At 51.3% G+C, this 14,302-nt stretch carries 18 protein-coding genes; 11 read left to right on the top strand and 7 right to left on the bottom strand.

What is annotated here, in order from left to right; all coding sequences use genetic code 11:
- Positions 1-199: 199 nt before the first annotated feature.
- From JOE34_RS24300 to JOE34_RS24320, 5 genes are read right to left on the bottom strand one after another with little or no spacing between them, the layout of a single operon-like run.
- Entirely contained in the window at positions 200-739 is a 540-nt protein-coding gene (locus JOE34_RS24300; RefSeq protein ID WP_044311785.1) for a GNAT family N-acetyltransferase, read from the bottom strand.
- A gap of 2 nt (positions 740-741) precedes the next feature.
- Complete coding sequence (locus JOE34_RS24305; protein ID WP_161937020.1) at positions 742-2,097, bottom strand: hypothetical protein; 1,356 nt, start codon at positions 2,095-2,097, stop codon at positions 742-744.
- Positions 2,084-2,713 carry a cupin domain-containing protein gene (locus JOE34_RS24310; protein WP_011267033.1) on the bottom strand — a complete coding sequence of 210 codons (630 nt, stop codon included), beginning with the start codon at positions 2,711-2,713 and terminating at the stop codon, positions 2,084-2,086. The genes JOE34_RS24305 and JOE34_RS24310 overlap by 14 nt, the downstream gene beginning before the upstream one ends.
- A 2-nt stretch (positions 2,714-2,715) precedes the next feature.
- Positions 2,716-3,489, bottom strand: a complete 774-nt coding sequence (locus tag JOE34_RS24315; RefSeq protein WP_044311787.1) for a nucleotidyltransferase domain-containing protein — start codon at positions 3,487-3,489, stop codon at positions 2,716-2,718.
- Positions 3,490-3,538: 49 nt separating this feature from the next.
- Positions 3,539-3,715, bottom strand: coding sequence for a hypothetical protein (locus JOE34_RS24320; protein WP_154292353.1), 177 nt, complete (start codon positions 3,713-3,715; stop codon positions 3,539-3,541).
- A gap of 459 nt (positions 3,716-4,174) precedes the next feature.
- Between JOE34_RS24320 and JOE34_RS24325 the strand changes: the two genes are divergently transcribed.
- From JOE34_RS24325 to JOE34_RS24355, 7 genes are read left to right on the top strand one after another with little or no spacing between them, the layout of a single operon-like run.
- On the top strand, positions 4,175-4,885 hold the full coding sequence (locus JOE34_RS24325; RefSeq protein WP_044311788.1) for a hypothetical protein: 711 nt from the start codon (positions 4,175-4,177) through the stop codon (positions 4,883-4,885).
- Positions 4,886-4,893: 8 nt separating this feature from the next.
- Positions 4,894-5,640 (top strand): TIGR03759 family integrating conjugative element protein, encoded by a 747-nt coding sequence (locus JOE34_RS24330; protein ID WP_011267030.1) that lies wholly within the window; start codon positions 4,894-4,896, stop codon positions 5,638-5,640.
- Positions 5,625-6,182 carry a transglycosylase SLT domain-containing protein gene (locus tag JOE34_RS24335; RefSeq protein WP_011267029.1) on the top strand — a complete coding sequence of 186 codons (558 nt, stop codon included), beginning with the start codon at positions 5,625-5,627 and terminating at the stop codon, positions 6,180-6,182. The genes JOE34_RS24330 and JOE34_RS24335 overlap by 16 nt, the downstream gene beginning before the upstream one ends.
- Positions 6,179-6,685 (top strand): integrating conjugative element protein, encoded by a 507-nt coding sequence (locus JOE34_RS24340; protein WP_011267028.1) that lies wholly within the window; start codon positions 6,179-6,181, stop codon positions 6,683-6,685. Before JOE34_RS24335 ends, JOE34_RS24340 begins: the two co-directional genes overlap by 4 nt.
- A gap of 11 nt (positions 6,686-6,696) precedes the next feature.
- Positions 6,697-8,856 (top strand): type IV conjugative transfer system coupling protein TraD, encoded by a 2,160-nt coding sequence (gene traD, locus JOE34_RS24345; protein ID WP_044311789.1) that lies wholly within the window; start codon positions 6,697-6,699, stop codon positions 8,854-8,856.
- A 39-nt stretch (positions 8,857-8,895) separates the two neighbouring features.
- The gene (locus JOE34_RS24350) at positions 8,896-9,645 is read left to right on the top strand and encodes a TIGR03747 family integrating conjugative element membrane protein (RefSeq protein ID WP_003317503.1); all 750 of its coding nucleotides are present in this window, start codon (positions 8,896-8,898) and stop codon (positions 9,643-9,645) included.
- Between the two features lie 9 nt (positions 9,646-9,654).
- Complete coding sequence (locus JOE34_RS24355; protein WP_004409781.1) at positions 9,655-11,112, top strand: UvrD-helicase domain-containing protein; 1,458 nt, start codon at positions 9,655-9,657, stop codon at positions 11,110-11,112.
- Positions 11,113-11,135: 23 nt separating this feature from the next.
- Here JOE34_RS24355 and JOE34_RS24360 read toward each other — a convergent pair whose 3' ends face one another.
- Positions 11,136-11,567: a hypothetical protein gene (locus tag JOE34_RS24360; protein ID WP_017699417.1), complete on the bottom strand. Its 432-nt coding sequence runs from the start codon at positions 11,565-11,567 to the stop codon at positions 11,136-11,138.
- A gap of 167 nt (positions 11,568-11,734) precedes the next feature.
- Between JOE34_RS24360 and JOE34_RS24365 the strand changes: the two genes are divergently transcribed.
- On the top strand, positions 11,735-12,049 hold the full coding sequence (locus JOE34_RS24365; RefSeq protein ID WP_004409778.1) for a DUF4177 domain-containing protein: 315 nt from the start codon (positions 11,735-11,737) through the stop codon (positions 12,047-12,049).
- A gap of 57 nt (positions 12,050-12,106) precedes the next feature.
- On the opposite strand, the gene JOE34_RS24370 is transcribed toward JOE34_RS24365, so the two are convergent.
- Positions 12,107-13,054 carry a DUF2971 domain-containing protein gene (locus tag JOE34_RS24370; RefSeq protein ID WP_020314312.1) on the bottom strand — a complete coding sequence of 316 codons (948 nt, stop codon included), beginning with the start codon at positions 13,052-13,054 and terminating at the stop codon, positions 12,107-12,109.
- Between the two features lie 250 nt (positions 13,055-13,304).
- On the opposite strand from JOE34_RS24370, the gene JOE34_RS24375 reads away from it, so the two are divergent.
- The 3 genes from JOE34_RS24375 to JOE34_RS24385 are packed head-to-tail and all read left to right on the top strand — an operon-like array spanning position 13,305 to position 14,291.
- Positions 13,305-13,667, top strand: a complete 363-nt coding sequence (locus tag JOE34_RS24375) for an RAQPRD family integrative conjugative element protein (protein ID WP_025987077.1) — start codon at positions 13,305-13,307, stop codon at positions 13,665-13,667.
- A complete protein-coding gene (locus JOE34_RS24380; protein ID WP_003425111.1) occupies positions 13,664-13,903 on the top strand; it encodes a TIGR03758 family integrating conjugative element protein in 240 nt (79 codons plus the stop codon). The genes JOE34_RS24375 and JOE34_RS24380 overlap by 4 nt, the downstream gene beginning before the upstream one ends.
- Positions 13,904-13,922: 19 nt before the next feature.
- Positions 13,923-14,291 (top strand): TIGR03745 family integrating conjugative element membrane protein, encoded by a 369-nt coding sequence (locus JOE34_RS24385; RefSeq protein WP_003392802.1) that lies wholly within the window; start codon positions 13,923-13,925, stop codon positions 14,289-14,291.
- Positions 14,292-14,302 lie beyond the last annotated feature (11 nt).

Here is a 14,302-nt window from a genome sequence, read left to right on the forward strand (position 1 = left end):
GCCTTTTCACACCGCGCTGTGCAAGGTACCGCATCGACGACCTGATGTGCTTTTTGAACGCACTACCTCCTACATTTTTTGGTATATATGTAGATGGATCAACCTTCAGGTGGCTCCAAGATCATCGTGCGTATGACACATCTATTTGCGTTATAGGCTTTACGAGACGCCTTAGCCGGACTGCCAGCTAATGAATGCGTCAGTCTTTTTTATTAATCAATGACATTTGCACAATATTTTCAAATACACCGTCTTTTTTATAGTCGTCGACAAAAAGCCCATCAAAAGTCATGCCAGCTTTTTCGAGCACTCTTCTCGATGAATAATTTCTTTCAAAGCATTGTGCAAATATCCGGTGAATCGACAGTTCATTAGCCGCAAATTGGATTACGGCTTCCAGAGCTTCAGTGCAATATCCGTTCCCCCAGTACGGCGTAGAAATCCAATATGTCACTGCGCACCTCGAATGTTGATAAGAAATACCTACCAAACTCACTGCGCCAATAACTTTTTCTTCAAAGGTAATAGCCATTACCAAAGACCGCCCTGACACTTCCATCTCCTCGTGAGATTCAAACCATTTAATAGCCTCTTCTTTTGGGTAGGGGTAGCTTAAGGCCCCCATACTGGTTGCTATTTTCGGTTCATTGATCGCAGTGTAAAACGATTCAAAATCTTCTGGACGGAACGCTCGAATCTTCAATCTAGGTGTAGTTAGCGTAGGCCGTAATATATTCATTTTTATATCCTTTTGAATTTCTCCACCCACAAGCCACTGTCAATACGTTTTGAAATAGCTAGTGCATAGTAGAATGCCATAAGCAGCATCAAACTGAAATAAACAACTTCAGTAAGCATGTCGCTGAGCGTTAGTGCATAGAAAAAAACGAGCGCCACGGCTCTGAATTTAACAAATCGAAAAGTCAGGTTCTTTTGAAAGCGAGCGTCCCCCCTTAAAATAGCTTTGGAAGTGTAGCTAGTAAAAAAAGCCGTACATACGATAAGCGAAGTTACAACGCTTATATAAATCAACTTAAGACCATCAAAATACTTTGTCAGGCCAAGTTGAACAATTAAGATGACAAGGCCACAAAGAAAAACAATTATAGTAAATATTTTTGCATATATCTTTATCGCTTCTGAAACTTCTAGACAATACGGTTCGCCGATTGCATTTGCTCTCGCCAAAGCTATGCCGCCGGATGTTCCCAAAGCAAGTCCCAGCGAGTTGAAAATATTGGACACGCTACTAACTGCTGCGTTAACAATAAGTATCGTAGGCGTCAAAGAGAGCACCAGAGCTTGAGTAAGGCTCAAGCCATTACTAGCGAGAGAAGCAGAAACATAATCAACTATGTCCGAAAATAAGTCTTTGCTTTTCTCATCACTTCTATTTGCGTCGACCGTTAGGTCATGCCAAACACTTTTCAGATATGTAAGAAAAATAATGGCGTAAGCCAAAGCCATTACGATTCTCCCATAAAGCGATGCAGCAGCCAGGCTGGGTATCTGTGCGTGCAAGATGAATACCTGGTAAAAGGCATATACTAATGTTACCACCGCACCAAAGATAGCAATCATCAAAATCAGTAAATTTTTCTTGAGCGCAAGTGCTAGTAAGTATAGTGGTACAGAAAGTGTAAGGATAGCAGAGTCAGCCCAGTAAATCTTCATGTACTGTGCTGAAACAGCCAAATCAACACTAGCCGATATGGGCTTTATAGTGTATGCGTGACAATACACCAATGCAAGCCATAGAATACCTATAAGTATTAACAAGTAAGGGTAAGCTCGCGCAATTGTTATCAATGCAGCTCTATGGTCTTTTTTAGCGACATGCGAGCTTACTCGGTATCCTACAGGATTAGTGACCGCTAGCACCATCGAGGTGTAAAATAACCCGATGCTTGCAGCATAAGTAAAAATAATTGCTTGGTGTGAAAGTAGTGATATGGATATTGCAAGTAGCACAAATGCTTGAGTGCTAGAAATCAAGTTTGCGAACAGTAACGGCGAGGAGACTTTCATGTGGCTGATAAAATCTAGCCTCTCATTTGCAAATCTTGCTCGAGACAAATAAAAGTTAATCATATTCAAGCCATACACTTACATGAATAGATGGCTCATCGAAGCATTGAGCCTTGTGAATGGTGCCCTTACCCATAAAAAAGTACGAGCCGGCTTCTAAAACATGCTCTTGCTCTTCTGAAAAATTGCCTGCATGCTCCATGGAAAGCACACTTATTTGATGAGCATCTAGCCCCTTACAAGCTACCTCAGACAGAGGTCGCCAGAAAGACCATTTTTTCTTGCCTGCGATTTGTATTGCTAGAAGATCATGGTCATCTGCGTGGGCAGTTAATGCACACGACCAAGGGGGTGTGAAGAATGCATTTAGTTGTATTGCACAGTTTGGAAATTCTTTTTCCAGCTCTGTTTTGAATTTAAAGAAAGAAGGGTCGTAATTTTCAATTTTCCTCAAGTAAAGCGTACATCCTTCGGCAAGGTAAAGTCTATCTATCAAGGAAAGCATTTCTTTTTTACAAGGCCTGATATAAACAGACTCTTTACATGTGCTGCCTTTCTTTATAACTAAAAAATCCCTTAAGTCCCAGTCTCGTTGAAGAATCAATTTAAGCCAATCTATGGAAATACATGGAATACTCCATTCGGCTCTATTTATTACTACTATTGGCGTTTCCTTGTCCATCATAGTTATCGACCGATTTGGAAGTCAAAATTCATTTCCAACTGAGGCAAGTGAAGCTGAAAAAAAGAATTTAAATGGCGTGAAAGAGTTTTAAGCTTGCCTGCCTCTGGCTGCATAAATATACTTTGAAACGCTTCTATAACTGCTTGCCCACCTTTGTTTTTATTCGTCTCGAAGGCTGCTGCGTGTTTGTAACCTCGAAACAGACTGAAATCAAGAGCATAATACACATGAATGAAAGCACGGTAAGTAAACAGCAACGTATCTGCCAATGTTGCGTAATCCCCTCGCTCAAGATATATTAAAAATCCGTAATCTCTAATAAATCGACAATTATCTTCGATAACCTTAGATCTGGCTTCTTCGTCAATACTCAAGTTTCTGGTTAGCCCTTTAACGTTCAGATCGTCTTTGCAATAACGCCCTGCTTTCAATGCAGACAAATAGAGCTGACCTCGGGGCGTTAGGTCATTTCGGGATATAAAATCCTCAACGCTATTAGTCAAGGTTTTTAAACAATCCAGCCTTAAATCAATTTTCTCACCTTTAAAATTAACGCTTGATTGAATCCCCTGTGGCGTTTTTAAAATCCTTTCTGCATTTGGAATATCCGCAATGCTAATATCCCCATCATGTATGATGCAGATATCTATATCCGAAAACTTGTCATGTTTATTTAAAGCTATCGACCCACCTACATATATTGAAAAACGCAAACCGTGTAGCGTACGTATTATTTCGTCACAAAAATCAGTAGCTATTAATTCTGCATTATTCATATTTATCTCCAACGCGTCACCCGGTGGGGTGACGCGCCTGCATATGAAATTATGCAGCTTTCTGTATGCCGTTACCCATCCAGTCGTTGTCACCACGATCAATCATCATGGTTGTAGCGTGCTGGAATAATTCCATCTCTTCCTCTGAAGGGTAGGAGACCGTATCGGCTGTCAAAGTGTCTTCAGGCACGAGTGTCAGTTTTTTTGCATCCATATCAGCGTTCATAGATAATCCCTCTATCGATTGATTGATTGGTTGTTCTTGAAAACACTCATCTGCTATTAAGCCTCTAAGAAAATGAGCGATTCAAGAACTTCAGAATACCTTTTACTGATGTCTGTTTTCTTTACAAAATGTTACAATTTGAATTGCAGTCCATTGTGCTTCTTCCAATCCGTTGTAGGTGCTGGTTTTGACTGCCAGACTTGGCGATTAAGTGTGACGGCTCTCCGCGGGACCTTACGAGGTGCTATCAGGGGAAAACTCATCCATTGGAGTCTTCTGAAGATGGCTTTGACGAGTCCGCGATTCATAGCAAACACTCTTCGGCTATACATCAAAACGGTGTCAATGCTCAAAGCCAGACCTGCCCCTCATGAAACCCCATCCGATAGGAAAAGGGTTTCCTAATGCTTCAAATCATGGTTTTTGCGAACGTACCTCACATCTTGAGTGAGGTCCTCCATGAAGCTGCCACTGCGCCCTTCTCTTTCCCGCGCCACCGTACTGCAAATCCTGGCCCTGATCGTCCTGATCGGCATGCTGGTCTACCAGCAGTGGCAGATTCTCCACCTGAAGACAGGTTTTGAATCAGCTGCGAACCTGGAAACCGTCAACGCCATTACCCAACGCATCAATGGCGTGGATGACCGGCTCGATGCTGCCAGCCAGCTGAAGTCCGTGACCATCGATGATTTCAGGGCTGGCCAGCAGGCTCTTTCCAACCGCATCGATGCCGTTCAAGCCCTCCTGAAGCAGGTGCAGGAGGCGGCGAAGGACGCTGCCCAACAGGGTGCCTCAATGCAAGAAGTTGTGGTCATGAACGCTCGGATCGAGGAGCTGCAGGTGAAACTTCAGGACCTGCGTGCGGCTAAACCAGCATCTGTTCAAATCTCGGCAGCCAAGCCAAAGACTCCACCCCCCTCCCGCAAATCAACAGCACAAAGCAAAGTTCCGGAGGCTCCTCCACCGTTTTCGGTAGTGGGTGTGGAGTATCGCGGAGGCGAACGTTTCTTGTCAGTTGCCCCGCCTGGCAGCACTCAACTGAGTCAACTGAACCTGATACGCCCGGGCGACATGGTCGCGGGGAGCAACTGGCAGCTCAACAGCCTGGATGATTCGCGCGCCCTGTTCAGCATCAACGGCTCAACCCGCATTCTGCCCCTGCGCCTTTAGAGGTTCACATGACCGTTTACAACCTGCGAATGTTCACAATGACGGGAGTCATCCTGATCACAGCAGCTGGCATGGCCAACGCTGCAACCAACACCTCCGCACAGTCCACCAGTAGAGAGCACCAGAGCGCTTTGCTGGACAGCCAGTCGCAATCGAGCGACGAGATGCTGGCACGAGACTGGAACCTGAGTCCTCAGGAATGGCAGCGCTATCAAACGCTGATGCAGAGTTCACGAGGTGTGTATTCCCCCGGGCTGGATCCGCTGACTGCATTGGGTATCGAAGCCCGCAATGATGAAGAGCGCCGGCGGTATGCAGAGCTCCAGGTCAAAGCCGAGGCGCAGCGCACGGCAAAAGAATTGGCGTATCAACGCGCATATGACGATGCCTTTAAACGCCTCTATCCCAATCTGATGCCCATCGCCAGTTCGGCGCCCCAAGGGGCGACCGCAAGCCCTGCTAACCAGGGCAATGGCCGATTGGCAGTGTTCGTCAAGGACGATTGCCCGGAGTGCTCAGTTCGGGTTAAGGCCCTTCAAGCTCAGAAGCAGCCGTTTGACGTGTACATGGTGGGTAGCCAGAACGACGATGAGCGAATTCGCAACTGGGCGATTGTCTCGGGGATCGACCCTGCGAATGTCAGAACCCGACAAATCACCCTCAACCATGACGGTGGACGTTGGCTTGGCCTGAGCTTGGGTGGCGAGTTACCGGCCGTTGTGCGAGAGGTGAATGGGCAATGGCTGCGTCAGTGACGTGGGCAGGCCTTGCCCTGCTGTGCTTCGTGTTGACAAGCCATGCAGCCGAGCTTCCCCCGCCGGCTTATCAGTTGGCTGCCCGCGCAGCGAACATTCCGTCGGAAGTGCTCTACTCGGTGGCACTGCAGGAAAGTGGGACCCCACTGCGGGGCCAACTGGTCCCGTGGCCTTGGACGCTGAACGTTGCCGGCGCTAGTTATCGTTTTGCAACCCGTGCCGATGCCTGCACCGCACTTATCATCGCACTCGCGCAGGCGGGTCCCAAGCGGGTCGACGTCGGATTAGGTCAGGTCAACATGGGCTGGAACGGCCAGAGATTTAAATCAAGCAATCCGTGCGACGCGCTCAATCCCTACAAGAACCTCGATGTAGCTGCACAAATGCTCGCCGAACTGCGCGCGCTTGGCGGTGACTGGATCACCGTAGCCGGACGCTATCACCGCCCTGCCGGCGGCGCTCCAGCAGCCAATTACCGCAAGGCCTTTGCCAAACATCTCAGTCGGGTAACCGGCATCCAAATGCTGGTGACCAATCCATGACCCGATCAGTGATCCTCGGCGCAGCGCTCTGCCTGCCATTTATGATCTGCCAAGCTGCAGAGCTCACCGTGGTTGAAGACAAAGGTGGTGACTCAGCGCTGCCTTACTATCGATCTCTCAATCCCGAGCCGTCCTCTTCTGTCTCAAATGACCTGACCTCGCAACTGGATCCTGTAGCAGCACAGGGATTGCCGGTACGCACCACTCGAATGACTCCGGGGACAGTTCAGGGCCGAATCATCAACGCGCCAGGCCTGCAGCCTTTGTTCCTGGTCGGGGACGATGAAACTTCACGCCGATGGCTACAAGAACGCGGTGCGGTGCTGAAGCAGATGCAGGCCGTAGGACTGGTGGTCAACGTGGCCACACAAGAACGACTTGCCGTAGTCAGGAGTTGGTTGCCCGACGCGCTGGTGTCCCCCGCATCAGGTGACGAGCTTTCTCAACGACTCGGCCTGAATCACTATCCGGTGTTGATCACCCCAACCGCCATCGAGCAATAGGAGGTCGGGTTATGGCTCACGATTACGCCATTGAATCACTTCTCAGACCCGCTGTAGAGCTGTACACCGTGTACGTGTGCGCTGCAGGTGCATTCCTGTGCGTGTTCGCTCCCTGGGCGTTTGCGCTTACTCCGCTGTTCGGCATCGTGACCTCCGCGGGCTTTCTCGCTTTGGGCTTAGTGCGTCTGAAACAAGCTTGGCAGGTGCTGCGCTATCGTCTAAACATCCGTCGACTGCCTCATTACACGATGACCAGTAAAGAAGTGCCGGTGAGCAATCAACGTCTCTTCATCGGTCTTGGCTTCCGTTGGCAGCAGCGCCATACCCAGCGGCTGATGGACACTTACCTGCCGAAGTACGCCAGCTACGTTGAGGCCACCTCACTGTTCCGCGCAGCGCGTCGCTTTGAGGAGAGAGCTGAGTTCGCTCCATACCCTGTCCGGCTTCTGGCCAGAGCAACATCATGGGACGTGCCCATCAATCCTGTGCGACCTCTGCCACCCGTAGGCGGCTTGCCAAGGCTGCACGGCATCGAGCCATACGAGGAGAACGTCTCTCTCCCGTTGGGCGAGCGAGTAGGCCATTCGATTGTTCTGGGCACCACCCGTGTCGGAAAAACGCGCCTGGCTGAATTGTTCATCACTCAGGACATTCGGCGTAAAAAACACGGCCAGCATGAAGTCGTTATCGTCTTCGACCCGAAGGGCGACGCCGATCTGCTCAAGCGCATGTATCTCGAAGCCAAACGCGCCGGCCGCCTGAACGAATTTTATGTGTTCCACCTGGGCTGGCCAGACCACTCGGCACGCTACAACGCCGTTGGGCGTTTTGGGCGGATTTCAGAAGTGGCCACCAGGATCGCTGGGCAACTCTCCGGGGAAGGTAACTCAGCAGCATTCCGTGAATTCGCTTGGCGATTCGTGAACATCATCGCAAGAGCCCTCGTCGCGCTGGGCCGTCGACCTGACTACCTGCAGATCCAGCAGCACGTGATCAACATCGAAGGGATCTTCCAGGAGTATGCCTCCAAATACTTTGATGAATATGATCCAAAGGCCTGGGAGGCGATCGTCGCTATTGAAGGCAAGCTCAACGAAAAAAACGTACCGTTCAACATGAAGGGCCGGCCGTTCCGTGTGGTGGCAATCGATCAATACCTGTCTCAGACGCGCGTGGCAGATCCAGTGATGGATGGACTGCGCAGCGCGGTCCGCTACGACAAGACCTATTTCGACAAGATCGTCGCCTCGCTGCTGCCACTGCTTGAGAAGCTGACAACAGGCCGCATGGCGGAACTGATCTCGCCGGACTATCAGGACGTGAACGATCCTCGACCGATCTTTGACTGGATGCAGGTGGTCCGCAAAAAGGCCGTGGTTTATATCGGCCTGGACGCCTTGTCGGACACAGAGGTCGCCGCTGCCGTCGGCAACTCTATGTTCTCCGACCTGGTCTCGGTCGCTGGCCATATCTACAAGTTCGGTGTCGACGACGGACTACCGGGCGGCGTCCCTGGCACCAAAGTGCCTATCAACCTCCATGCCGATGAGTTCAACGAGCTGATGGGTGAGGAATTCATTCCGATGATCAACAAGGGCGGCGGTGCCGGCATGCAGGTGACTGCCTACACCCAGACAATGAGCGATATCGAAGCGAAGATCGGCAACAAGGCCAAGGCTGGCCAGGTGATCGGTAACTTCAACAACGTGTTCATGCTGCGCGTCCGCGAAACGTCCACCGCCGAGCTGCTGACAAACCAGTTGCCTAAGGTTCAGGTTTTCACATCCACCCCGGCCAGCTCGGCGAATGACAGTGCAACGGGCAATACCGCGTTCACATCATCCAGTCATGACCAGGTGCAGCAGGTCAGCGTGCCAATGATTGAGCCAGCGCATGTCGTCGGCCTGCCCAAGGGACAATGCTTTGCGCTCATGGAAGGCGGCAATCTGTGGAAAATCAGAATGCCTTTGCCTGGCCATGATCCTGATGAAGTAATGCCGGCAGATCTGCAGGCCTTGGCGGAAAGCATGCGTCAGACGTATCAGGTGGGCAAGGTCGACGACACTGGCTGGTGGTCAGCGCCCGGTTATCAGACGCTAAACGAGTCGCTGCCTGCAGATCTACTCGACGACTTCAAAAAAATCGCTGTTGCACCTGAGGATGCGGCATGACTCTCGGCGGGTTGAGCGATCGGCAAGGGGGCATCTGATATGGCGGACGTTGCCGATCGCGCGAAACAGCAGCAAGACCACGAACAGTCGTTCATAGGATCTCTCTTCACCCTGCCATTCCGATTCGCTGCAGTGATGTTCCTCTCTCTGGGGGGAGCCATCATCGTCGAATGGATCTGCATGTACTTCTTCTGGCCGGAGGCCGGTTGGCAGCATGCTCGTGCAATGCTCGATCATGAACTCAGCTGGCTCTCCAAGGGGTTCCTGCAGAGTGTGGTTGTTCAAGAGCCAGGCCGAACGGCGACATGGCTGGTTCAAACCACATATGACTGGCTGGTGGTCAAGACTGGGCTTCAGGACTGGGTTCAACACACCTCTGATTATGCTGCGACAGGACAACGATCACGCGGTTTCGATATGCGCTACATGCTAGGCGTGGGAGTCAGCAAGTTTCAGGATTACGGCCTTGCGGCGCTCTACACGACACTGGTGTTTTGCGTGCGTCTGGTGATCCTGACCCTCGCAATCCCGTTATTTGTGATGACGGCATTTGTTGGTTTTGTGGACGGGCTGGTGCGCAGAGACTTGCGGCGGTTCGGTGCCGGCCGCGAGTCCAGCTACCTCTATCACAAAGCTCGAGCAACGATGGTGCCGCTGGTGATAGTCCCCTGGAGCCTTTACCTGGCTCTGCCATTCAGCGTGAGCCCTTTGCTAGTGCTCCTGCCATGCGCGGCACTGCTCGGCCTGGCGGTCAGCATTACGGCGTCCAGCTTCAAAAAATACCTTTAGGTGCCCTCCATGCAATGGACAGAAGAACAACTGCCAGCTATTCACTCCTTCGCAAAGAAGCTACTGGTCCAGGCGTTTGCCGGTACCGGGAAGACAACGACACTCGTCGGTTACGCCACGCACAACTCGTCGGTCAAAATGCTGTACCTCTGCTACAACAAAGCCGTTGAGATCGCGGCAAAGAATCGTTTTCCACGCAATGTGACCTGCAAAACAGCTCACGGCCTCGCCTACGCTGTCTATGGCAGCCAGTACAAACACAAGCAGGCTGGCAATCTGCGTTTGACCGACATCGCGAGGACGATCAATACCCAGGATTGGGAGCTGGCCAAAGATATCGTTTCTACCCTCAATGCCTTCATGGCCAGCAAGGATCTGGAGCTGCTGGAAGACCACTTTGTGCGATTCCAGAGCAACCGCACACTGACCTCGGTCCAGCAGCAGTACATGAGTAAAGCGCTCAACCTGACCAGAGACGTTTGGCAGAAGATGGTCGATATCAACGATCGCTCAGTCCCCATGACGCACGATGGCTATCTGAAGCTGTACCAGATGAGCCAGCCAGATCTGAGCCAGCGTTTCGGTGCGATTTTGCTCGACGAAGGGCAGGACGTGAACCCGGTCATCGCGAATCTGGTCCAGATCCAAACAATAACTCAAGTCACTGTAGGTGATCGGCATCAGCAGCTGTATCGGTTCAGAGGCGCTGTGGATGCTTTAAACAGCCCGGCGATGAAGGACGCCGAGAAGCACTTCCTGACTCAGAGCTTCAGATTTGGACCGGCTGTTGCCTACGTGGCCAACGTCATCCTTTCCTTCAAGGGTGAAAAGATCCCCCTGCAAGGCCTGGGACAGCCGACGCTGGTGAAACGAGCCTTACCGGACGATCTTCCTCATCGCACCTACCTGCACCGTACTGTGAGCGGTGTGATCGAGAACGCGCTGCGCCTGGTCAACCAAAACCACCGCATGCAGTGGATCGGAGGGATCGACAGCTATTCCTTGCGCGATCTGGAGGACCTGTTCTATTTCAGCCGGCATATGAATGACCAGGTCCAGCAGCGCAAATTGCTGACCGACTATGCCGATTACGACCAGTATGTCGTGATCGCGAAGGCCACGCAGGATCCTGAGATGCTGCGCTCGATCAAAATCATCGAAAACTATGCGGATCTGCCCCTACGAATCGAGCAGCTGCGTGCTGCATCTGTCACGTCGGAGCTCGATGCAACCGTGACCCTTACCACTGCGCACAGAGCCAAAGGTCTGGAGTGGGACTTCGTTGGGCTTTATGACGACTTTTCAGCAGATCCGCTTTCCCCTGACATCGATGCCGGCAAACGCGACGATGAGCTGAACCTTCTGTACGTAGCTGTCACACGAGCCATGAAGATTCTGGCCGTCAACTCTCTTGTGATCGACATCATGCAGCGCTTCAAAGACATGAAGCAGCGCTCGAAACCTTGATGCGCTGCCCCATTCCCAATCAACTACCTCTTATGACGCAAGTCTTCTTCGGTCAGATCTAAGAAGGCGGGCTCTACACCGCAATGAGCTACTACGCTTTGAAAGCTCGCGTGTGTCCAATCCGGTTTACGTTCGGAATCAAGGGTAACGATTGCCCACGAACCGTCTGGTGAGATGCCAAGACCGGGGGCATATCGTTCGATCCAAACAGAACGTTCAAGAATTTTATCCATTGACGAAAGCGCCTTGGGAAGGGCTTTTTCAGAATCAAGACGCTTAACAACACCATACATGATGTCTTCAATAACGTTTGTAACGGACGTGCCGTTGTAGTCACGAAGTTGAGCTATCAGACAGACAAGGGATCCGTCATCCTTGATACGCACACGAACAAAACATGCTCCCATGGAGTGGAAGCCTTTGTACTCAAAATTGCGGTAGTCCAGCGTCTGCATCCCTACGTTTCCTTTGAAAATAACTGCGTGGACCGGCTCATGACCGGCGTAGTAAATATCTCACTACCTATACCATTTTCCAAATGGAATAGGTTTGGCGCTTCGCCCAGCGCTTAGAGACTGCAAAAATGACCTGCCCTTCCCCATCTGCTTGCAGTAGGTATCCGATGACACTCTATGAATACACCCAGACCTTCGTCCCCCTGCCCTACAAAACCGTGACCAGCGGCATGTTGATGTTCAAGTCGATAGATGAGACGACCCAGCCGGATGTTGAGAGGTATATGAGCGACCCAGAAACTCTGGCCGTATTGAATCGACATGGCAGAGAAGGATGGGAGCTGGTGAGCGTTCAGCAGATAAATCGTGGCCGTGAACAGATTGGCAACCAAAACGCACAGGGCTGGGCGCTTGGCTACACACTCAGTACGGGCTTCCTATTCTTCTTCAAACGCTGCGTGAGAATTCAGCAAGTCGAATAATGGGACTTCGACCTGCTTTCTGGCGATAAATGACTTGAAGGGAGTGTCGCTGGCCTCCTAAACGTCATGAGCATCGTCCAAGTCGTCAAGAAGCCATGAATAATCTTGATCAAGCATAGGTCTCATCGAGTCGTCGAAATGAATTCTCGCGCGTTTGAGCTTAAAGTTGGACGTAGGCTCGGTTATTTTCCAAAATTTTATGGTCGATTTTTCCCCTCCCAGCATCGACATGGTCGACTCAAAAATTGCTGAAGGACAGTTCATACCAAATGTGACGGATTTGACAGGGAATGGGCTACGGTCTAACCCGATGGGAGCGAGTAACCTCCATTCTTTCTCGTATCTCCACTCGCCCGACTTTGTGAGTAGAGAGGCCCTCTCGACCTCGAGCTGTGACTGTACGTCGCCATCCTGCAACCACCGGAGAATTGAGTCGGCTAGTATTTCACGGCTCTGGCCATACACCACTTTATGGATACGCGTCGATTTGAGATCCGAAGTGTCATACTCAATGCACACACCTCGATGCTGCTGCCCATAGTGTGACCACATCAATGGGCTTGTCGCATTCGCACTGAGACAAAGAACGCCCGTGGCAAGTGTGTCTTTTACTTCACTCTGAATCAGCGTTAACAGCTCACGTTGATAATAGCCTGCCTGATCGGTGATCTCTGGATCCGTCGCCATGTACTCTATTCCACGGATAGCATCCTGTACCTCGGTCTCCCCGAGTCGTGCTCGGTGCAAGTCGAGTTTCTGCCCCTTCAACTTTAAGCGTTTCAGCGCTGCAGAGGACTCCTTCTCTACGCGCCTAATGACCATTAACTTTAGAAGCAATTTCAGTCTTTCAATGCTTTGGTCACCAGCGATTACGACAGGCCGGCAATCTAATGGGTCGTTGAACGTCCCTGGATCAGCGTAAAAAACTTTTCCGTGGTACAGCTGCTCTACCATACGATCACTGAAACTTAAATATTTGTACAAGCTTGCTGGTGCTTTACCCATCACATCAATAACTCCAATCCTTCCCTATGAAGCTCTCAGCAGCATGTCTGCTCCGACCCACCATTGAGAGCGCTGCATGCTGTGCATTAAAGCCTCGCCAAACGACTTTCTTCAATGAATCTCTGACCGGATGAGCAGTTAGCACGCCAACCTAAACCCCCTCAGACCTAAAAAGGGTTTCGTACTGATTCCTTACGGGCCGTTGGTCATGCTGTGGGCATAGATTCCTACAGCTTCCAAGGCCCGCGACGTGAAAATCAAACTCCACGCGATCAAACCAGCGTTTTCAAGCATGCAGATCTGCCTGTCTGCAGTCCTCATATGCACACCGCTGCTTTCCTCACATGCCCGAGCAGCCGGCACGGCTTCCGAGCAAGCCAACGTGGAAGTAATGATTCGCCAGCTCAATGCGGTTGAGGCCGTCGCCCAGCGCAGCGCTGACCTGCCCAGTGAATCGGCCCAGCGCTATCACCTGGATTACTCCAGGTTAGTCAGCGATATCGCACGCATTCGCCAGGGCCTGCAGGATTATCTGACTCCCTCCCGGGCACAGCCCCGAGACCCCGTCGAGATTTCAGGCCAATACAACGTCAGCGGTGATCACACGCCATGACGATGTCCTCAACCCAGATCAGTGCCTTTCAGGCCGCTGCCGGCTTTTCACCGGCCAACAGCAACACGCTGTGGACCGGAATTGCGATGGGCATCCTCCTCTTGTGGGGCGTCTGGGTACTTCTGAGCATTTATCGCGGCTGGGCAACCCGAAACCTCGACAGATCGGCTGCTGCCGCTTCTGCCGCTCGTTGGGCCGTGCTGTTCATGATTATGACTTTCATGCTGTTGAGTTGATTTTTCCAAGGAGATAAAGATGACGCTGTATTCACTGTTCACTCAGGCACGTGCTTTTTTGAAACGCCGGCCTTTTTCGGTGCTGCTGACGGCTGCCACACCTGGCACTAGTTTCGCGGCTCTACCGGGTGCACAAGCACCCACACGCGGCACTGGGACCAGCTTCCTGCAGACCTTCCAAAACTATGCCTTCGACGGCTTCACGCTGCTGGGTCTATGCATGTGCGCGTTCGGCATCATTTTGGTGGGGCGACATGCGCTGGGCGTCTACCACGAGATCCACATGGGCAAGGCCAAATGGGCTGACCTGGGCAGTACCGCGGTAGTCGGTGTTTGCTTGATCGGCGTCACGATCTACCTGGTCACCACCGCTACCAACATTCTTTGAGTCCTAGAGGC

This window comes from Pseudomonas sp. PvP028 (genome assembly GCF_017832255.1).
GTDB lineage: Bacteria > Pseudomonadota > Gammaproteobacteria > Pseudomonadales > Pseudomonadaceae > Aquipseudomonas > Aquipseudomonas syringae.